At 71.4% G+C, this 18,609-nt stretch carries 19 protein-coding genes, 1 tRNA gene and 1 riboswitch; of the genes, 4 read left to right on the top strand and 16 right to left on the bottom strand.

Annotated features, from left to right (window positions below):
• The first annotated feature begins 121 nt into the window (after positions 1–121).
• Positions 122–634: a hypothetical protein gene (locus ABZZ74_RS15505; RefSeq protein WP_356764993.1), complete on the top strand. Its 513-nt coding sequence runs from the start codon at positions 122–124 to the stop codon at positions 632–634.
• A gap of 3 nt (positions 635–637) precedes the next feature.
• Here the strand turns inward: ABZZ74_RS15505 and ABZZ74_RS15500 are convergent, their stop codons facing one another.
• From ABZZ74_RS15500 to ABZZ74_RS15425, 16 genes are all read right to left on the bottom strand, one after another.
• Complete coding sequence (locus tag ABZZ74_RS15500) at positions 638–1,762, bottom strand: LLM class flavin-dependent oxidoreductase (RefSeq protein ID WP_356764991.1); 1,125 nt, start codon at positions 1,760–1,762, stop codon at positions 638–640.
• Positions 1,755–2,831, bottom strand: a complete 1,077-nt coding sequence (locus ABZZ74_RS15495) for an LLM class flavin-dependent oxidoreductase (RefSeq protein ID WP_356764989.1) — start codon at positions 2,829–2,831, stop codon at positions 1,755–1,757. The genes ABZZ74_RS15500 and ABZZ74_RS15495 overlap by 8 nt, the downstream gene beginning before the upstream one ends.
• Positions 2,828–4,201 carry an NtaA/DmoA family FMN-dependent monooxygenase gene (locus ABZZ74_RS15490; protein WP_356764987.1) on the bottom strand — a complete coding sequence of 458 codons (1,374 nt, stop codon included), beginning with the start codon at positions 4,199–4,201 and terminating at the stop codon, positions 2,828–2,830. The genes ABZZ74_RS15495 and ABZZ74_RS15490 overlap by 4 nt, the downstream gene beginning before the upstream one ends.
• A gap of 21 nt (positions 4,202–4,222) precedes the next feature.
• Entirely contained in the window at positions 4,223–5,431 is a 1,209-nt protein-coding gene (locus tag ABZZ74_RS15485) for an LLM class flavin-dependent oxidoreductase (protein WP_356764985.1), read from the bottom strand.
• A 77-nt stretch (positions 5,432–5,508) separates the two neighbouring features.
• Complete coding sequence (locus ABZZ74_RS15480) at positions 5,509–5,595, bottom strand: putative leader peptide (protein ID WP_356765271.1); 87 nt, start codon at positions 5,593–5,595, stop codon at positions 5,509–5,511.
• A 59-nt stretch (positions 5,596–5,654) separates the two neighbouring features.
• Positions 5,655–6,380, bottom strand: coding sequence for a GNAT family N-acetyltransferase (locus tag ABZZ74_RS15475; protein ID WP_356764983.1), 726 nt, complete (start codon positions 6,378–6,380; stop codon positions 5,655–5,657).
• An 87-nt stretch (positions 6,381–6,467) separates the two neighbouring features.
• Positions 6,468–7,496 carry an ABC transporter substrate-binding protein gene (locus ABZZ74_RS15470; RefSeq protein ID WP_356764981.1) on the bottom strand — a complete coding sequence of 343 codons (1,029 nt, stop codon included), beginning with the start codon at positions 7,494–7,496 and terminating at the stop codon, positions 6,468–6,470.
• 67 nt (positions 7,497–7,563) lie between these two features.
• Positions 7,564–8,361, bottom strand: a complete 798-nt coding sequence (locus ABZZ74_RS15465; RefSeq protein ID WP_356764979.1) for an amino acid ABC transporter ATP-binding protein — start codon at positions 8,359–8,361, stop codon at positions 7,564–7,566.
• Entirely contained in the window at positions 8,358–9,338 is a 981-nt protein-coding gene (locus tag ABZZ74_RS15460; protein ID WP_356764977.1) for an amino acid ABC transporter permease, read from the bottom strand. The genes ABZZ74_RS15465 and ABZZ74_RS15460 overlap by 4 nt, the downstream gene beginning before the upstream one ends.
• Before the next feature lie 322 nt (positions 9,339–9,660).
• A riboswitch (SAM riboswitch) is annotated at positions 9,661–9,770 on the bottom strand.
• 65 nt (positions 9,771–9,835) lie between these two features.
• Complete coding sequence (locus tag ABZZ74_RS15455) at positions 9,836–10,699, bottom strand: glutathione S-transferase C-terminal domain-containing protein (protein WP_356764975.1); 864 nt, start codon at positions 10,697–10,699, stop codon at positions 9,836–9,838.
• Positions 10,700–10,851: 152 nt separating this feature from the next.
• Positions 10,852–10,962 (bottom strand): putative leader peptide, encoded by a 111-nt coding sequence (locus ABZZ74_RS15450; protein ID WP_355756035.1) that lies wholly within the window; start codon positions 10,960–10,962, stop codon positions 10,852–10,854.
• 111 nt (positions 10,963–11,073) lie between these two features.
• The gene (locus tag ABZZ74_RS15445; protein ID WP_356764973.1) at positions 11,074–11,739 is read right to left on the bottom strand and encodes a hypothetical protein; all 666 of its coding nucleotides are present in this window, start codon (positions 11,737–11,739) and stop codon (positions 11,074–11,076) included.
• Positions 11,740–11,778: 39 nt separating this feature from the next.
• Positions 11,779–12,153, bottom strand: coding sequence for a hypothetical protein (locus ABZZ74_RS15440; RefSeq protein ID WP_356764971.1), 375 nt, complete (start codon positions 12,151–12,153; stop codon positions 11,779–11,781).
• Between the two features lie 279 nt (positions 12,154–12,432).
• Positions 12,433–14,205: an ABC transporter ATP-binding protein gene (locus ABZZ74_RS15435; RefSeq protein ID WP_356764969.1), complete on the bottom strand. Its 1,773-nt coding sequence runs from the start codon at positions 14,203–14,205 to the stop codon at positions 12,433–12,435.
• Positions 14,206–14,401: 196 nt separating this feature from the next.
• A tRNA-Pro gene (locus tag ABZZ74_RS15430) sits at positions 14,402–14,475 on the bottom strand.
• A 95-nt stretch (positions 14,476–14,570) separates the two neighbouring features.
• On the bottom strand, positions 14,571–16,028 hold the full coding sequence (locus tag ABZZ74_RS15425) for an MFS transporter (RefSeq protein WP_356764967.1): 1,458 nt from the start codon (positions 16,026–16,028) through the stop codon (positions 14,571–14,573).
• A 270-nt stretch (positions 16,029–16,298) separates the two neighbouring features.
• Here ABZZ74_RS15425 and ABZZ74_RS15420 point away from each other — a divergent pair, with 270 nt between their 5' ends.
• The 3 genes from ABZZ74_RS15420 (at position 16,299) to ABZZ74_RS15410 (ending at position 18,563) form a co-directional block, all read left to right on the top strand.
• Positions 16,299–16,871 carry a helix-turn-helix domain-containing protein gene (locus ABZZ74_RS15420; RefSeq protein ID WP_356764965.1) on the top strand — a complete coding sequence of 191 codons (573 nt, stop codon included), beginning with the start codon at positions 16,299–16,301 and terminating at the stop codon, positions 16,869–16,871.
• 184 nt (positions 16,872–17,055) lie between these two features.
• Positions 17,056–17,475 (top strand): BlaI/MecI/CopY family transcriptional regulator, encoded by a 420-nt coding sequence (locus ABZZ74_RS15415; protein WP_356764963.1) that lies wholly within the window; start codon positions 17,056–17,058, stop codon positions 17,473–17,475.
• 140 nt (positions 17,476–17,615) lie between these two features.
• Positions 17,616–18,563, top strand: a complete 948-nt coding sequence (locus tag ABZZ74_RS15410) for an alpha/beta hydrolase (protein WP_356764961.1) — start codon at positions 17,616–17,618, stop codon at positions 18,561–18,563.
• The last annotated feature ends 46 nt before the right edge of the window (positions 18,564–18,609 follow it).

Here is an 18,609-nt window from a genome sequence, read left to right as displayed (position 1 = left end):
GACGGCGGCCTGGGAGGGGCAGGTCGTCACACCGAGCTCTTGCCGAGTCCTTACCGAGATCACCCAGCGATCAGTTCGGGCCAGAGATCGGCTACGCTGACCGCCGACCTCAGGGGGAGAGATGATCAACGGGCGTCGGCTGCTGGTCGCCGGAGTGACGGCTTTGCTCGTGGCGGGGCTGGGGGCGTGCGGGGGCGGGTCCGGCGACTCCGGGCAGAGCGGCACCGCCAGGACGGCCCAGGCGAGCCCGGACAGCGTCCGGGGGCTCAAGGACACCGTCCGCCACGTCTCCCGGAAGACCGCCTACGCCACCCGCCCCCATCTCGTCCGGACGTGCCGGCCCGCCACCCGGCAGGTCCGGCACACCTCACGGTCGGGCAGCGGCACCCACCGGACGACCCGCGTCTGGTACACCACCGAGCACTACCAGAGCTGCACGAAGGTCCGGAAGGGCACGGAGAGGTACCGGCGGGTCGTCCGCCGGGAGCGGTGGTGCGTGAGCCTGGACGACGTCAACGGCGTCAGGACCCAGGACGACGTCTGGTACGAGGTCGACCGGCAGACCTACTCCCAGGTGCTGGCCGCGGACGACCACACGCGGGTGCGGTTCACCCCGACCGGCACCGGCTGCTGACCGTCACCGTCGGTGCCACTCCCGCGCGAGCAGTTCGTAGGACCGCACCCGGTCCGCGTGGTCGTGGGTGATCGTGGTGATGAGCAACTCGTCGGCGCCGGTGGCCTCCTGGAGCTGTTCCAGCCGGTCGGCGACCCGGCCGGGTGAGCCGACGAACTGCGTGTCGATCCGGTCCCGTACCAGCTCCCGGTCCTCGTCGCTCCAGACGTGGGCCCGGGCCTCCTCCGGCGTGGGGAAGGGGATGGCGCCCTCGGCCGTGCGGATGCTGCGCACCCACAGGCCGTACCCGGTGGCGAGTTCCCGTGCGGTGGCGTCGTCCTCGGCGACCACGACGTCGGCGGAGACGCTGACATAGGGCTTGTCCAGGACGTCGGAGGGCTGGAAGGAGGAGCGGTAGCCCTCCACCGCGTCCAGGACCGTGGCCGGGCTGACGTGGTAGTTGGCCGCGAACCGCAGGCCCCGCGCGCCCGCGACCCGGGCGCTCTCGCCGCCGCTGCTGCCGAGGATCCACACTTCGACCTCGGCCCCCTCCCCCGGCACTACATGCGCCTCGACGCCCTCCGGGGACCGGTAGCTGCCCTCCAGCAGGGCGAGGATGTCGTCGATCTGCTCGGCGTAGTCCTGGGACTCGGCCCCCGGCAGGAGGAGCAGCTTGCGCTGCAGGGCGATGCGGGGGGAGCCGAGGAGGCGGGCGAAGGAGAAGGGGGGCGGGATCAGCAGGCCGTTGGGGGCGCGCCCGTCGACGACGGGGGTGGTCGTCACTCCGGCGGGCTTCTCGCCCGGCGGACGGCCACCGGAGCGGCCCAGGCCCAGGTCGAAGCGGCCCGGGTGCACGGCGTCCAGCAGACCGAACTCCTCCACCGTCGACAGGGCGGTGCGGTGGCCGAGCTGTACGGCGCCCGAGCCCAGGCGGATCGTGGAGGTGGCCGAGGCGGTGAGCGCCAGGACGACCGCGGGGGACGTGCCGGCGACGCCCGGGTTGAGGTGGTGCTCGGCGAACCAGTAACGCGCGTACCCGAGCCGTTCGGCGTGCCGGGCCAGGTCGACGGAGTTGCGCAGGGCGTCGGCGGCCGTCGAACCGGAGGAGACCGGCACGAGGTCGAGGACGCCGAGGGGGATGTCAGACACGCGCCGCCTCCTCGGGCAGGACGGGAGCCCAGTCGAAGGGCGGGTCCGGGATGTCCTTGCGCAGGGTCGGGGCGACCGCCGACTGGAAGAGTTCGAGCGAGTCCCGGTGCTGGGCGTCGGTCAGGCCGCCCGCGTCCGCGTGCAGATGGACGACGGTGTGTCCGAACTGCTCGTGGTAGCGGTGCACCTTGTCGATGACCTGCTGCGGGCTGCCGATCAGGGCCGAGCTGCGCTCGACGAAGTCCTCCAGGGTCTCGAAGACGACCGGCAGTCCGGCCTTCTTGAAGAACGCCAGGTTGGCCTCGAACAGCGGCCGGTAGGCGGCGAGCGCCTCCTGCGAGGTGGGGGCGACGTGGATGCCCGCCGTGCCGGCGCCGACGGCGATCCGCGCCGGGTCGTGGCCGTAGTGCTCCCAGCGCTCGCGGTAGTGACGGATCAACTCGGCATAGGGCTCGATGGGGTTGGTGACGTTCGCCGAGAACAGCGGGTCGCCGTAGCGGGCGGCCAGGTCCACCGACTCCTTGCTGGTGGCACTGCCGTGCCACACGCGCACCGGCCGCTGGTAGGGCCGCGGCCACACCTCGGCGTCGGTCAGCGGAGGCCGGAAGCGGGTCGCCGCGGTGACCTTGTCCTGGCGCCAGATCTGCCGGAACACCTCGTAGCTCTCGGCGTTGCGGTCCCACTGGTCCTCGGGCGTGACATGGAACAGGTCGCGCTGGGCCGCGCCGTTGCCCTTGCCGATGATCAGGTCGAGACGGCCGCCCGAGAGGTGGTCGAGGGTGGCGTAGTCCTCGTAGGCGCGTACCGGGTCCAGCAGGCTGAGCGTGGTGACGGCGGTGAACAGCCGGATGCGTTGGGTGAGGGCGGCCACATGGCTCAGGACGACGGTCGGCGACGAGGAGATGAACGGCCGCTCGTGCCGCTCCCCCACGCCGAAGCCGTCGAAGCCCAGTTCCTCCGCGAGCAGGGCGTTGTCGAGCACCTCGCGGAAACGGTCCTGGGTCGACTTCAGCGCGCCGGTGACCGGATCCGGCCGGTGGACGATGAGGGTGATCGCGAGGAACTTCACGACGCGACCCGGTCGTCGGCGGCGTCGGGGTGCTCGAGGCCCAGGTGGTGGCGGAGGGTGGGGCCCTCGTACTCGGTGCGGAAGACGCCCTGTTCCTGCAGCAGCGGGACGACCTTGTCGGCGAAGTCGTCCAGGCCGCCGGGGGTGATGTGCGGGACGAGGATGAAGCCGTCGCTGGCGTCGGCCTGGACGTAGTCGTTGATGGTCCTGGCGATGGTCGCCGGGGAGCCGACGAAGGTCTGCCGGTTGCCGGTGTTGATGACCAGGTCCCGGATGGACCAGTTGTTGGCGGCGGCCAGTTCGCGCCACTCGCGGGCGGTGGCCAGCGGGTCGCGGTACATCCGCACCTGGGCGCGGCCCTTGGAGATGTGGTCGTCGCTGACGTCCGGGTCGATGTCGGGCAGCGGCCCCTCCGGGTCGTAGGAGGACAGGTCCCGGTTCCAGACGAACTCCAGGTGCTTGATGGCGGTGGCCCCGCTGACCTGCTGGCGGCGCACCTCCCTGGCGAGTTCCTCCGCCTCGGCGTCGGTGTCGGCGAGCGCGAAGGAGGCGGCGGGCAGGATCAGCAACTGGTCAGGGCGGCGGCCGTACTTGGCGAGACGGTTCTTGACGTCCGTGTAGAAGGCCTGGCCGTCGGTCAGGGTGGCGTGCCGGCTGAAGATGGCGTCGGCGGAGGAGGCGGCGAACTCCCGGCCCTCCTCGGAGTCGCCGGCCTGGAAGATGACGGGACGGCCCTGCGGGGAGCGCGGGACGTTGAACTGACCGTGGATGTCGAAGTGCTGACCCGTGTGCACGAAGGAGCCGGCCTTCGCGTCCCGCAGGAAGACGCCGGTGGCCTGGTCGGCGATGATCTCGTCGCCGTGCCAGGAGTCGAAGAGTTCGTTCGCGGTGGCCAGGAACTCCTTGGCGCGGGAGTAGCGCTCCTTCTGCGGGAGGAAGCCGCCGCGGCGGAAGTTCTCGCCGGTGAAGGCGTCCCAGGAGGTGACGACGTTCCAGGCGGAGCGGCCGCCGGAGAGGTGGTCGAGGCTGGCGAACTGGCGGGCCACCTCGTAGGGCTCGTTGAAGGTGGAGTTGATGGTGCCGGTCAGACCGAGGTGCTCGGTGACGGCGGCGAGGGCGGCGAGGATCGTGAAGGTGTCGGGGCGGCCGACCACGTCCAAGTCGTAGATCTTGCCGCCCTGTTCGCGCAGGCGCAGGCCCTCGGCGAGGAACAGGAAGTCGAACCTGGCGCGCTCGGCGGTCCGCGCGAAGTGCGCGAAGGAGTCGAACTCGATGTGGCTGCCGGCCTTCGGGTCGCTCCACACGGTGGTGTTGTTGACGCCCGGGAAGTGCGCGGCCAGATGGATCTGCTTCAGCGGCTTGCTGGTCATGTCGGTGCGGTCCTTCCGGCTTCAGGCGGCGGCGTAGCGGTTGGCGGGGCGAGCGAGACCGAGCAGGCCGCGCAGGGTGTCGGCCTCGTAGGCGGTGCGGAAGACCCCCCGGCGCTGGAGTTCGGGGACCAGGCCGCGGGTGACGGCGGGCAGGTCGTGCCCGGCGACGGCGGGCCGCAGCCGGAACCCGGTCAGGCCCTCTGCCGCCAACTCCTGCAGCAGATCGGCGAGTTGGGCGGGCGTACCGGTGAAGACGCGGGCGTCGCTGGTGTACGGCTCCCCCGCGAGGGCGTCGAGACGTGCGCGGCGGTCCTCCGCGACGGACTGCTCTTCGTCCAGGATGACCACCAGGTCACCGAAGACATGGAGGAGTTCACCGGCGCGTCCGGCCGCCTCCTGCTCGGCGCGGATCTCGGCGACGATCGCCCGGGCGTCCCCGGCGTCCCGCGGGGTGACGTAGCCGACGTCGGCCTGGCGGGCCACCAGGCGGTAGGGCACGGTCTGGTGGGCGAGGGCGGTGACCAGCGGCTGGCCCTGCGGCGGACGCGGGGTGATGGAGGGGCCCTTGACGCTGAAGTGCCTGCCCTCGAAGTCGATGTAGTGCAGCTTGTCGCGGTCGATGAACCGGCCGGTGGCGACGTCGCGGATCTCGGCGTCGTCCTCCCAGCTGTCCCAGAGCCGGCGCACGACCTCGACGTGGTCCGCGGCCTCGTCGAAGAGGTCGGTGAGCCGTTCCTGCCCGGCCGGGCTCTGCAGTTCGCCCAGGTCGATCGGCGGGAAGGTGCGGCGGCCGAAGTGGTCGGCCTCGTGGGGTCGGGCGGAGATCTGCACCCGCAGACCCGCGCGGCCGGTGCTGACGTAGTCGAGGGTGGCGATCGCCTTGGAGATGTGGAAGGGCTCCGTGTGGGTGGCGATCACGGTCGGGACCAGGCCGATGTGCCGGGTCAGGGGTGCGATGCGGGACGCGGTGAGTACGGCGTCGAGGCGGCCCCGTACCTGGTCGGTGCGGCCGTCGAGCTCGCCGAACTGCGAGGACTGCAGGCCGAGTCCGTCCTCGAGGGTGACGAAGTCGAGCAGGCCTCGTTCCGCCTCGGCGACCAGGTCGGCCCAGTAGCCGGCGGTGAACAGGTCCCGGGGGCGGGCGACTTGCTCGCGCCAGGAGGCGGGATGCCAGCCGGTGCCGTCGAGGGCGACGGCGAGGTGCAGGGGGGAAGCGGGAGTTGCGGACACGAGGGTGCCTTCCTGGAGGTCCGTACGAGATCGCCGGCCCGCGGGAGTCGAGGCGCACGGCGGCTGGGGAAACGGGGTCAGGAGCTACAGAGGGAGCCGGCGACGCGCTGCAGGTCGATGTGGGGCCGGGAGTGGAGGCGGACGGCATGGAATACACGTGTCATGTGTCGCACCTCCGTCCGCGTGGGCCAGGCACTCGCCTTCGACAAGGACAACGGCACGGCTATGCCGTTTCTTCCAGCGCGGCGGCCCCGGTGTTCCGGACGAGCGAGAAGACGGTACGGCGGCGCAGGGTGAACCCGATCGACTCGTACAGCCGGATCGCGTTCGTGTTGGTGGCCGCGGCGTGCAGGAAGGGGCGTTCGCCGCGCTCCTTGATGCCGGCGGCGACCGCGCGGACCAGACGGGTGGCCAGGCCCCGGCCGCGGTGGGCGGGGTCGGTGCACACGGCGCTGATCTCCGTCCAGCCCGGCGGGTGCAGCCGCTCGCCGGCCAGGGCGATCAGCCGGCCCTGGCGGCGGATGCCGAGGTAGGTGCCCAGTTCGACGGTGCGGGGCAGATAGGGGCCCGGCTCGGTGCGGGCGACCAGGTCGAGGATCTCGGGCACGTCGTCGGGGCCGAGCCGTACGGCCTCGGGATCGGGCTCGGCGCGCAGGGCGGTGTCCACGAGCTGGACGCCGTGCCCGGTGCGCACGACCTCCCAGCCCTCCGCCGCCTCGGTCACGCCCCGTACCGCGGCGGTGCCGCCGGGGCCGACGAGCGCGGCGAGGTCGGTCCAGGCGCGCGGGTCGTCCTCGTCGGAGAGGGCGTGGAAGGGGGCCACGTCCTGTTGGTAGCGGACGGCTTGGCCGACGCGTTCGGCGAAGCGGGCGTGCGGGCCGGTGAGGGCGGCCCAGGCGGGGTTGTCCAGGAGGTGCGAGGAGTTGGCGTCGAGGGCGATGACGGACATGGTGTGGCGGTCTCCGGTGTGCGGCTCGGGATGTCCGGCGCGGGGACTCCACCGCGGAGCGGCGGCGGAGCCCCCGGCGCGCGGTGGTCAGGAGTTGTCGAGCGGCAGTCCGGGCGGGTTGACCTCGGACTTGGCCACGCCCTCGTTGGAGAGGTTGTAGGCCTTGAGCCACTCGGTGTACTGACCGTTCTTGATCAGGTAGTTGATGGCGTCGGCGAGCGGCTTGGCCAGGCCGCTGTCCTTCTTCGCGGTGGCCGCGATCAGGCCCTGCAGGCTGGCACCCGCGCCCGAGTAGGTGCCCGCCGTGCGCGTGGCGTTGGGCGTGTTGGCCACTTGGCGGTTGTGGTAGGCGAAGCCGGGGTTGGGGCCGAAGGACGCGTCGATCTTCCCGCTGTTCAGGGCGAGGAAGGTGCTGGTGCTGTCCTGGAAGTACTTGACGGTGAGCTTCTTGCCCTCCTTGGCCAGCTTCGCCTTCCACTCCAGGAGGATCTTCTCCTGGTTGGTGCCGGAACCGACGGCGACCGTCTTGCCGGCGAGGTTCTCGTAGTTGCCGTCGAAGTTCCAGGTGCTCTTCTTCGGAACGATGAAGGCCAGGTTGTCCTGCCGGTAGGAGGCGAACTCGTACTTCTTCTTGCGCTCCTCGGTGTCGGTGACGTTGGAGAAGGCCACGTCGACCTTGCCGCTGTCGATGCCGACGAAGAGGTTCTCCCAGGTGGAGTTCTTCACCTCGGGCTTGAGTCCGAAGACCGCTGCGACCAGACGGCCGAGGTCGGGCTCGGAGCCAGTGAGGGTCTTCTGGTCGCTGCCCACGTAGGCCAGCGGCGGGAAGCCGGCCGGCAGGGCGCCGATGCCGATCTCCAGCTTGCCGCTCTTCTTGACGGCCGCGGGCAGTTCGGCGCTGATGGACTTGACCTCGGAGACCTTGATGGAGGTCTGCTGGGCGGCGCCGTTGGAGACCTGGCCGATGACGACCTCGCCGGTCTTGGCGGCGGCGTCGGTGGAGGTGGCCGCGTCGCTGTTGCCACCGCAGGCGGCGAGCCCGGTGGCCAGGGAGGCGACGGCGGTCGCCGCGGTGATGCCGCGTATCAGGCTGCGTCGGGTGAAGTGGATGGACATGGCCGTTCCTTGTCGCTGGAAGGTGATGAGAGTGGTGGCTGGGGGGAGGGCTGAAGGGTGTGGCGGGTCAGAGGACCTTGCTGAGGAAGTCCCTGGTCCGCTCGTGCCGAGGGTTGTCGAGGACCTCGGAGGGCGGGCCCTGCTCGACGATCCGGCCGCCGTCGATGAAGACGACCCGGTCGGCGATCTCGCGGGCGAAGCCGATCTCGTGGGTGACGATGACGAGGGTGGTGCCGCTGGTCGCCAGGTCCTTGATGACGGCGAGCACCTCGCCGACCAGTTCGGGGTCGAGGGCGGAGGTGGGCTCGTCGAAGAGGATGACGCCGGGGCGCAGCGCGAGGGCGCGGGCGATGGCGACGCGCTGTTGCTGGCCGCCGGACAGCTGGCGCGGGTAGGCGCCGGTCTTGTCGGCGAGGCCGACGCGGCTGAGGAGTTCCCGGGCCAGTTCCTGGGCCTCGGTCCTGCCGAGCCGGCCGGTGGCGACCGGGGCCGCGGCCACGTTGTCCAGGACCGTGAGGTGCGGGAAGAGGTTGAAGTTCTGGAAGACGAAGCCGATCCGTCCGCGCTGGGTGAGGATGGCCCGCTCGCTGAGCTCCTTGAGCCGGTTGCCCTGCCGCTTCACGCCGATCGGTTCGCCGTTGATGCTGACGTGGCCGATCTCGGGCTTCTCCAGGTGGTTGATGACCCGCAGCAGGGTGGACTTGCCGGAGCCCGAGGGGCCGAGGATCACGGTGACCTCGCCGGGGCGGACGGTCAGGTCGACGCCGTCCAGCACCCGGTGGGTGCCGTACCACTTGTGCACGTCGTGCACCTCGACGGTGGCGGCCTCGACGTTCGCCAGAGCCTCGATGGTGTCGGTGGTCATACGGCGGCCTCCCGGCGGATACGGGCCCGCAGCTCGGTGAGAGCGGTGCGGAGCTTCTGCAGCGGTGTCGGCGGCAGGCTGCGGGTGGCACCGCGGGCGTAGTGCCGCTCGACGTAGAACTGGACGACGGAGACGACGCTGGTCAGGATCAGGTACCAGACGGTGACGACCAGCAGCAGCGGCACGATGTCGCCGGGATAGGTGGAGCCCATGGTCTGCGCGGAGCCGAACAGGTCGAGCAGGGAGACGTAGAAGACCAGCGAGGTGCCCTTGATCAGGCCGATGAGCTGGTTGACGTAGTTGGGGATGATCGAGCGCAGCGCCTGCGGAAAGACGATCTTCCGGAACTGGTAGCCCTTCGGCAGGCCGAGCGCCGCAGCCGCCTCGTGCTGGCCCTGGTCGACGGAGAGGATGCCGCCGCGGACGACCTCGGCCGCGTAGGCCGCCTCATTGAGGCTGAGGCCGATGACGGCGATGGCCATGTCGGTGGCGAGCTTCGTCTCGTCGAAGGAGAAGAAGGCCGGACCGAAGGGGATGCCGACGCTCAACGTCTTGTACAGGGCGCTGAAGTTGTAGAGGAAGAGCAGCACCACGATGAGCGGGATGGAGCGCAGCGCCCAGATGTACGTCCAGCTGACCGCGCGCAGCACCGGACTCCTCGACAGCCGGGCGAGGGCGAGCAGGATGCCGCCGAGGAGGCCCAACACCGCGCTGTAGGCGGTGACTTCAAGAGTGATCACCAGGCCGTCGAGGATGGTGGGACGCAGGAACCAGTAGCCCCAGCGGTCCCACTGGTAGAACGGGTTGGTCACCAGGCCGTGCACGAACTGGGCGACCAGGACGAGGACGACCGCGGTGGCGATCCAGCGTCCGGGGCGCCGCAGCGGCAGAACTCGCTGGGCGGTGAGGGGCTTTGACGGTTCGTCGGCGGCGGACGTCGGCGCGAGCGTGACGGTGGCGCCAGGGGGTTCACTCATGGTGGGCTCCGGCTGGGTCGGACACCCCGGACGGCGCGGCGGCATGCGGCGGCGGACGCGACAGCGGGGTACCGGGGGCGGGAAGGACGACGGCACACCGCGTCGCGGTGTTCGTCAGGGGATGCGGGCTGCGGGAAGAGGTCAGCCCCGACAGCGGGCACGGCCCGATGCGGTACACAGTGCGCTGTTCACGCGGAGCAGATCGACGGCGCGATCGGCGACGAGAGGGTTCGGGTACGGCCGTACGCAGCCCTGTGGGCGGCACGTGGCCGTCCTGGGAGCTGCGTACATGGCGTCACCGTCACTGTTCCGGCCCGTGTGGGCCTCGCGCTTACCGAAAGGTCATCCGGTCCGGTCGTCACCTGGGGCACCCCACCGCGGTGCGAGGGTTGCCGGTCAGCTAGCCAGGGCTTGTCGCTGACGCTCATGACCGTTCTGATTGCTAGTTAAAACAATTGCCCGAACGTATGTCAACGCCCGTCCACCAGGTGGAACGGCTAACGGGTGCGGTGGGCCGTCCAGTCCAGGATCCGTACGGCCGCTCCGGCGGCCTCCAGTCCCCGGCAGCGGGCGTGGTGACGGCGCTCGATGCCGTCGAGGTCGAGATGGCCGCCGAACGCCGGGTGGGCGGTGAGCCGGCGGGCGTAGGCCCACAGAGCGGGATGGTCGGCGATGCGCTGGACGGCGGCAGCGTCCAGGTGGTTGCGGTGCACGGTGTCGAGCTGGACCAGCGCGGCCCACAACTCGACGTCGGCCGCGGTGACTTCGTCACGGATCAGGTAGGTGCGGCCGGTGAGCCAGCGGTCGAGGGCGCCCAGGGTGTCGAGCAGGGTGGTCAGTGCGGTGTCACATACCACCGCGTCCTCGCCGGCCGACCCGGCCCGCTGCGCCGCCTCCTCGATCCCCTCCCGGCACATCCGCTCCACGGCCTCGATCTCCGACTCCGCGCCGCACGGGTGGAGGGAGGTACCGCCGGTGGAGAAACGGCGGGCGAGGTCGCGCATGATGTCCGGTGCGTGGGTGCTGACGATCCGTCCGGACCAGTCGTCGCTGAGCACCGGTCCGACGGCCGGTCCGCGGTAGCGGTGGGCGCTGGCCTCGTACAGCGGCCGCAGGGCCGAGTGGCCGCCTTCGGGGCAGTCGGGTACGGCGGGCAGGTGGGTCACCGGACAGACGGTGTCCAGGCCGAGCAGGCTGTGGGTGACGGCGATGCGCAGGCCGTCGGGACAGGCGGTCGACAGATGGAGGCGGTAGCGGCCCGGAACGGCGTAGTGGCCGCTGCGCGCGTCCCGGCCGATGCGGCCCCGGAAGGCGGGCGCGGGTCGGTCGGTGGCGTGGGCGGCCAGCGGTGCGATGGTCATGATTCTCCCCGGGAGCGGGCGCGGACGTACGCGCGGCGGAAGCGACGTCGGGCGGGCGGGAATGGGGCGGCGGTCCTGGGAGCAGGGCTCACCCGTGCGCGCCGGACGGGGCGCCCCCGAGGGGGCGGTGCCGGCGCGGGAAGGGCCGCGGCTCAGCCCTGGGGCCTGATCGCGCTGCAGACTCGCAGCAGATCGATGTGGCGGCGGGAGGTCAGAAGAGGCGAACGGACCACGCGGACGGTGACCGGTTCAAGGCGCCTCATGCTTCCCTACCTATTCACTAGGATTCCCTCAGTGAGTGTCGATCCGACCGCGAACCACGTCAAGAGGGGCGTCCCGCATGGCGGACGCCCCCGTGGACTTTCCCGGTGAGGTCAGCGGAGATGAGCGGTGTCGACGGTCGTGTACGGGGTCCCCGTACCGACGTCGGTCACCAGGATGTAGCCGGGGTTGCCGTTGCGGTCGACGTAACAGGTGAGGTACTGGGCGCCGAGCACGGTCTGGCGCACCGGGTGTTCGGCCACCGCCTTGCGGCAGTCGGCCCCGGTGGGGAGCTTGTCGGCGCTCCAGGAGGCCAGTCTGCCGTCGCTCGCGACGAGATAGCCATGCGACACATAGATGGCGTCGGTGGTCGTGCCCGCCGGAACCGGCGGAGTGCGGGTGAAGTCGTAGCCGGTCGGCGCGCCTCCTGAGTCCTTCATGCGGAACCCGCGGACCAGCGTGGTCGAGACGGAGGGCTGCGGGCTGGACAGCGCGGCCGTGGTCGCGAGACCGCCGCCCCCGATGAGCGTCACCGCCGCCACGCCGGCGACCACGGGATGAGCGGAGGCCATGCCGAGCAGCGGGCCGACGACGGGGATCGAGAACTTCAGATGGGTGTTCTTCTGCGTGACCGTGGAATGGTCGCCCGCAGTCACGGTCGCCGTGGGCGCGTAATCCCGTGAGCGGCGGCGCGTGGCCCTCTGCGGTGGCAGGTAGGTGTTGTGCTGGACGTTGCCGTCGCCGGCCTGGGCGCCGTTGGTCCGGCTGTTCCTCATCATGGCGGTGCTTTCTGCGGCCCGTGGGTGTCGGTCGGGCGCCTAACCGAACGTGTTGTGCTGGCTGTTGCCGTCGCCGACCTGCACGCCCCGGGCCTCCCGCAGATCGACCCGGTACGCCCCGCGCGGGCCCGCGTCCGGGGCGGTCAGGGCCAACAACCGCCGGGCGTGTTCCACGACCTCGGCGTCCACGGCACCGGCCAGGACGAGGTCGTGAGCGAGCCCTTCGGCCGATCCGCCCGGCCGGCGCTCCAGCAGCTCGATGCGTTCCAGGGCCCCGGGCCGGCCCGCGAGCCGCCGCACCAGCGCCTGCTTCAGGGTGGCGTAGCACTCGGACACCGCCGACGAGGCGGCGCCGCTCAGACCGGCCCCCACCCCCGCGGTCAGCGCCTGCGCCACCAACGCCCCCGGGTCCATCCCCCACCTCCGCACGGCTTCCTCGGCGGCACCCGGTGACGATCACCGGCGTGACGACACGAGGAAGCTATCGGCGGGTCGACCGGCTCCTCGGGGCTTGAGCGGAGTCGACGGATATCGCACGACCGGCGGCGGGACGTCGCCGTTGTTCGGCCGTTTCCTGCCCGGCGATGCCCATTCGGCACCGGCGGGACCGTCGTCGCTCCACAAGCCGACGGCCGGACCGCGGAGAACCGCCGCCGGTGTGCCCGGCGGGCCGGGGTGCTGCCGGGACCGGGCTCAGTGCAGGTCCGCGCCCGCCGGGCTGTCGTCCGTCAGGAAGCCGCCGGACTGGTGCTGCCAGAGCTTGGCGTAGGGGCCGGCGGAGGCGAGGAGTTCCTGGTGGGTGCCCTGTTCGACGATCCGGCCGTGGTCGAGGACGACGAGCCGGTCCATGCCGGCGACCGTGCTCAGCCGGTGTGCGACCACCAGCGCGGTCCGCCCCTCCATCAGCCGCCACAGGGCTTCCTGGACGAGGATCTCGCTCTCGGAGTCCAGCGCGCTGGTCGCCTCGTCCAGCAGCAGGACCGGGGCGTCCCGCAGGATCGCCCGGGCGAGCGCGACGCGTTGGCGCTGGCCGCCGGAGAGCTTGACGCCCCGCTCACCGACCATGGTGTCGAAGCCGTCCGGCAGGGCGTCGGCGAACTCCGTGACGTGCGCCGCCCGGGCCGCGCGGCGGATCTCGGCGTCGGTGGCGTCCGGCCGGGCGAAGGCGATGTTCTCCCGCAGCGTGCGGTGGAACATCGCCGGGTCCTGCGGCACGTACGCGATCAGGCCGCGCAGGTCCGCCTGCCGCATCCGGCTGATGTCCTGGCCGCCGATCAGGATGCGGCCCGCGTCGATGTCCATCATGCGCAGCAGCAGCCGGGTCAGCGTGGTCTTGCCCCCGCCGGAGCGGCCGACCAGTCCGATCCTCGTGCCGCTGGCCACGGTCAGGTCGAGACCCCGGAAGAGCGGTTCGCCGCCGCCGTGGGTGAAGTCCACCCGCTCGAAGCGGACGTCGGCCGGTCCCGGCAGCGGCGGCTCGGGGGACGGCGGGTCCAGCACGGTGGGCGGGACCAGCAGCAGTTCGGTGAACTGCGCGGCCTCCGTCATCGAGCTCTCCAGCCGGCGGTAGATCTGGTTGAAGTCGAACATGATCTTCGTGGCGTTGGTGTAGTAGGTGAAGGCGACCACGACCGCCTCCACCCCGTGACCGCCCCCGCCGAGCGCGACCGCGAGCAACAGGCCCAGCACATTGGTGAGGACGGACATCGGCGCGACCAGGGTGTCGATGCGCAGATTGCCGTAGTCCCACGACCTGAGCATGAGCCGGCGCGACTGGGCGACCCGCCTGCGGTGCTCGGCGGCCTCGCGCCGCTCGGCGGCGAAGGCGCGGACCGTCTCCATGTTCATCAGAGTGTCGGCGACATGGCCCGACACCCGGGCGATCGCCTCCTCACGCTGGTCGACGATGGCCTGACGGCGCCGGATCAGCGGCGCGACGCCCACCGCCGTCACCGCGATCATCGCCAACAGCCCGACGACGAGCCACGGTTGGTAGCGCCACAGCACCACCGAGCCGAACAGCAGCGGTACGAGGCTGCCCACGATGTTGAAGGTGAGGGTGTCGGCGAACTCCTCGAAGCGGGAGGCGAAGCTGAGCACCCTCTTGGTCAGCGCCCCGGCGAAGTTGTCGTGGAAGAACGCGGCGTCCTTGGCGAACAGTTCGTCCAGGCCGAGGACGTAGAGGTGCTCGATGCCGAGGGCGTCCAGACGGTTGAGGCAGTGCAGTCCGACGCGCCACACTCCCTCCGCGAGCAGCATCACCCCGGCGAAGACGAGGACGTACGGCAGGGTCGCGCCGAGCCTGATGCCGTGGTCGTCGGAGATACGGGCGACGAGCTTGGCGACGACCAGCGGCGCGAGGTAGTTGAGGCCGATGTTGCCGAGGGCGGGCAGCAGCAGCGCGGGCACCGTCATCCGGCGCAGCCGGGCCAGCTCCCGTCCGTAGTAGCGAAGTGCGAGAAGCACGGAGCCCCTGCGCGGCGTGGCCGCGCGAGCATCGGGTAATCCCATTCCGATCCTGAGTGGTCGCGAGTGCGGGCAGGTCAGGCATGGGAGTGTCCCAAGAACAAACCCACCCGGTCCAAGCGTTTTCCGGGCAGACCGTGCCGGGATCGAAAAAACAGCGGGCCTGCCGTCATCGGCAGACCCGCTGTGAAAACCGTCGGGACGACAGGATTTGAACCTGCGACCCCTTGACCCCCAGTCAAGTGCGCTACCAAGCTGCGCCACGTCCCGGTGCCTCTCGCGCGGTGACCCGTGCGATCAGGCAGGTCAACTTTACCGTACGCGGGACGGTGTTCCCGCCGGGCCCGGTGGCGCGGCGCCGGGCGTCAGCTGACGGTGCCGGACGTGACCGAACGCGGTTCGGCCTCGGCCTCGGCCGGGACGGAGGCGGCCCGTGCCGTGGGGCCGGGGCGCCCAGCGCGTGCCGTCGGCACCAGGAGGGCGGCCAGGGCCGCCGCCAGGCACAGCACCGCCAGCAGGGCGAAGCCGTGGGTGTAGCCGGAGGCGTACGGCAGGCCCGAGGGCTGGAGGTGCCCGGTGACCAGGACGCTGGTCACGGCCGCGCCGATGGAGCCGCCGATGGTGCGGATGTTGGCGTTCATGCCGGTCGCGGCGCCGGTCTGGGAGGCCGGGACGCTGCCGACGATCAGGTTGGCCATGGAGGCGAAGGCGAGACCGATGCCGAGGCCGAACACGGCCGAGACCAGGGCGACCTGCCACTGCTCGTCATGCCAGGCGGCGAGCAGTCCGAGGGCGACGGCGCCGAGCGTGGCACCGGTCGTCAGGAGGGACTTGGCGCCGACGACGGGCTCCAGCCGGCCGCTGAGGATGCCGGAGAGGAACATGGCCACCAGCATCGGCAGCATCAGCAGTCCGGACGTCGTGACGCTCGCGCCGAAGCCGTATCCCGCGGAGCTCGGCGTCTGGACGAAGCCGGGCAGGAAGGACCACAGCGCGTACATGCCCGCACCGAACAGCAGGGCCGCGGCGTTGGTGGTCCACACGGCGGGCAGCCGCATCACGCGCAGGTCGATCAGCGGGGTGCGGGAGCGGGCCTCGGACAGCAGCCAGGCGGTGAACAGCACGACCGCCGCGGCGAACAGGCCGACGACCCTGATCGAGCCCCAGCCCCAGACGCTCGCCTGGCTCAGCGGCAGCAGCAGCGCCACCAGCCAGGCCGACAGCAGACCGGCGCCGAGCCAACTGACGTTGCCCTGGGCCCGGTTGGGTGACTCGGGGACATAGCGCAGGGCGATCAGCGCGGTGATCGCGACGACGCCGACGGGGATCCAGAACAGCCAGCGGTAGTCGAGGGCGGACACGATCGGGCCGGCCGCGACGATGCCGACGCCCCCGCCCGCGGCGATGACGGCGGACAGGTTGCTGATGCTGCCGCTGACCCGGGAGATCTCGAACTCGTCGCGGATGATGCCGAAGGACAGCGGAAAGAGGGCGCCGCCGACGCCCTGCACGATCCGGGCGACGATCAGCACGCCGATGGTCGGGGCGAGCGCGGCGAGCAGACAGCCGGCCAGGACGACGAGCAGCACGGCGACGAGTGTGCGCTTCTTGCCGATCAGGTCGCCGACGCGGCCGAGGATCGGGGTGAAGACGGAGGCGGACAGCAGGTAGGCCGTCATCACCCAGGTCGCGGTGGACTGCGAGGTGCGCAGCGCGTGCTGGACGGTCGGCAGGGCCGGCGCGATCAGTGACTGCAGCATGGCGAACACACCGGCGCCGGTCGCGAGGACCGTGAAGGTGAGACGGGTGGACTTGCGGGGCATGGACGTGCCTCTCCGAACGAACGGGGTGCGGCCGGGGTTCTCTGGCCACGGTCGTACGGGCCCGGGGCGCCGATGGGGCGGCCACGGGCACGCCGACGGCCGCGGTGAGCGGTCGCGGAAAGGTGGTGGGCGGATGAGCGGGCCGTGCGGATCCACGGCGGACGCACCCGCACTGCTAAAGTGGAGGTACGCCTCCACTCTAGCGGAGGCACACCTCCGCTTCAAGTAGCGGAGGCAACCCTCCGTATCACCCACGTTCGGGAGGCATCCGTGACGTTCCCCGTCGGCGAGATCGTGGCGTCGCGGCGGCCGCACCGGAAGGACGCCGCACGCAACTACGACGCCCTGCTGGACGCGGCCCGCGAGGCGTTCGCGGCCCATGGGGCGGACGCGTCCCTGGAGGACATCGCCCGCCGCGCGGGCGTCGGCATCGGCACGCTGTACCGCAACTTCCCCACCCGCCGGGACCTCTTCGAAAGCGTGTACGCGGACGAGGTCAACGAGTTGTGCCGGGTCGCCGGCGAGGTCGCCGACCTCGAGCCCTGGGATGCGCTGACGACATGGCTGCGGCGGTTCACCGACTACATGGTGACCAAGCGGGCGGTGCGCGAGGCGCTCAACGACGAGTCGGAGATCTTCCAGGCCTGCCGGGAGTCGATGTACGCGGCCGGCGGACCGCTGTTCGAGCGGGCCCAGGAGGCCGGTGAGGCCCGCAAGGACATGGACTTCATGGATCTGCTGCGGATGGTCGCCGGCATCACGGCGACGGCCTTCGACGACGACGCCCAGCGCGACCGCGTGCTCGCCATCGCCCTGGACGGGGTCCGCGCCACCGCCCGCTGATCAGACCGTGTGCGGCCGGTGCTCGCGCAACGGGCCGACCGTCAGCCCCCGCTCCTGGTAAGTGTCGCGGGCGCGGGTGAGGCCGTCGTCGGGGCCGGCCACCGAAGGTCCTGTCACGTCCTACAGGACGTAGTAGTCCAGCGAGTAGGCTGAGGCGCCGGGCGACCAAGGACGGTGAGGTGCGGTGCGCGACCGGGAGGGCGAGGCATCCGGCAGGCGGGCCCGCGGTGAGCTGGAGAGCGGTGTGCTGGCCGCGCTGTGGGCGGCCGACAGTGCGCTGACCGCCCGGCAGGTCCTGGACCGGCTGCCCGGCGACCTCGCCTACACCACCGTGCTGACGATCCTGTCGCGCCTGTACGACAAGGGGATGCTGGTCCGCCACCGCGCGGGGCGGGGCTACGCGTACGCGCCCGTGCGCGACGAGGCGTCCCACACCGCCGAGCAAATGCACGCGCTGCTGGAACACGGCTCCGACCGCGAGGCGGTGCTCAGCCGCTTCGTCTCCGAACTCTCGCGCGAGGACGAGGAGTTGCTCCACCGACTGCTCGCTCGGAGCGACGCCGGACGCGACGACGCGAACGGTTCGACGGCCGAGGGACCCTGAGCCGACGCGGATAAGCCTCTACGCCCCCCGTCCCCGAGGTCGCCGCCGGTCGCACACGTCGGCGTGCTGTCTTCCCCTCCACCGATCAGCAGGAATCCTGATGATTGGTTCCCTCAAGCATGCCCTCGAAGGGAGGCGGCATGTCCCTGTTGGCCCGGCCCGCGGTGGCCACCGTCGCCGCCCGAACCATGCAGCGCCTGACCCGGCTGGCCGACCGGCGCTCCGGCGGACGCGGGTCCGCCGCCGCGTCCCATGCGAGGTTCCCCGAATTCCCGCGCACCGTCGACGAGTTGACCGTCCCCACGTCGATCGGCCCCGCCCGCGCCACGGTCTACCGGCCCACCGCTGAGACTACTGAGGGGACACCGCCCGTCCACGTCAACTTCCACGGCGGCGGGTACGTCGTGGCCCTGACGGAGATCGACGACCCGATGTGCCGCTTCCTCGCCGCCGAGGCGGGCGTGGCCGTCGTCAACGTCGACTACGCCGTCGCCCCGCAGCATCCCTTCCCCGCACCGCCCCGGCAGGCGTACGAGATCGTGCGGTGGGTCGCCGAACACGGCGCGGAGCACGGCTGGGACGGCGCCCGGCTCACCGTCGGTGGACAGAGCGCCGGGGGCGGCCTCGCGGCGGCCGTGGCACGGCAGGCGCTGGAGGAGGGCGGCCCGTCCATCGCCCTCCAGGTCCTGCACTATCCGCCGCTGGACCTGGCGACGAACGCCCGCGAGAAGCACAGCGCCACCGCCAAACCGGTGCTGCGGCCCTGGATGGCCGACGTCTTCGACACGTCGTACGTCCCGGACCCGGCGTCGCGCACCGACCCGCTGGTGTCGCCCGCACACCCCTCGGACACGGCCGACCTGAAGGGGATCGCGCCGGCGGTGGTCATCACGGCCGAGCTGGATCTGCTCAAGGCGGAGGGTGCGCGGTACGCCGACCGCCTGCGGGCGGCGGGAGCGTTGGTGGAGTACCGCGATGTACCGGGGGTCGATCACGGGTACGACGGCTCGGACGACCAACGGGCCCGCGAGACCTATGCCCTGATCACCCGTCACATACAGGAGGCGGGGGCAGGGGCGGACGCCTAGGGGGTCCGTCCCGGCGCGGACACCGTGCCGGGTCATCGATCCGGGA

Origin of the sequence: Streptomyces sp. NPDC006476 (assembly GCF_040612015.1) — a bacterium.
GTDB classification, from domain to species: domain Bacteria; phylum Actinomycetota; class Actinomycetes; order Streptomycetales; family Streptomycetaceae; genus Streptomyces; species Streptomyces griseorubiginosus_B.
The sequence above is the reverse complement of the archived record's forward strand: the minus strand, read 5'-3'. Positions and strand labels throughout refer to the sequence as shown.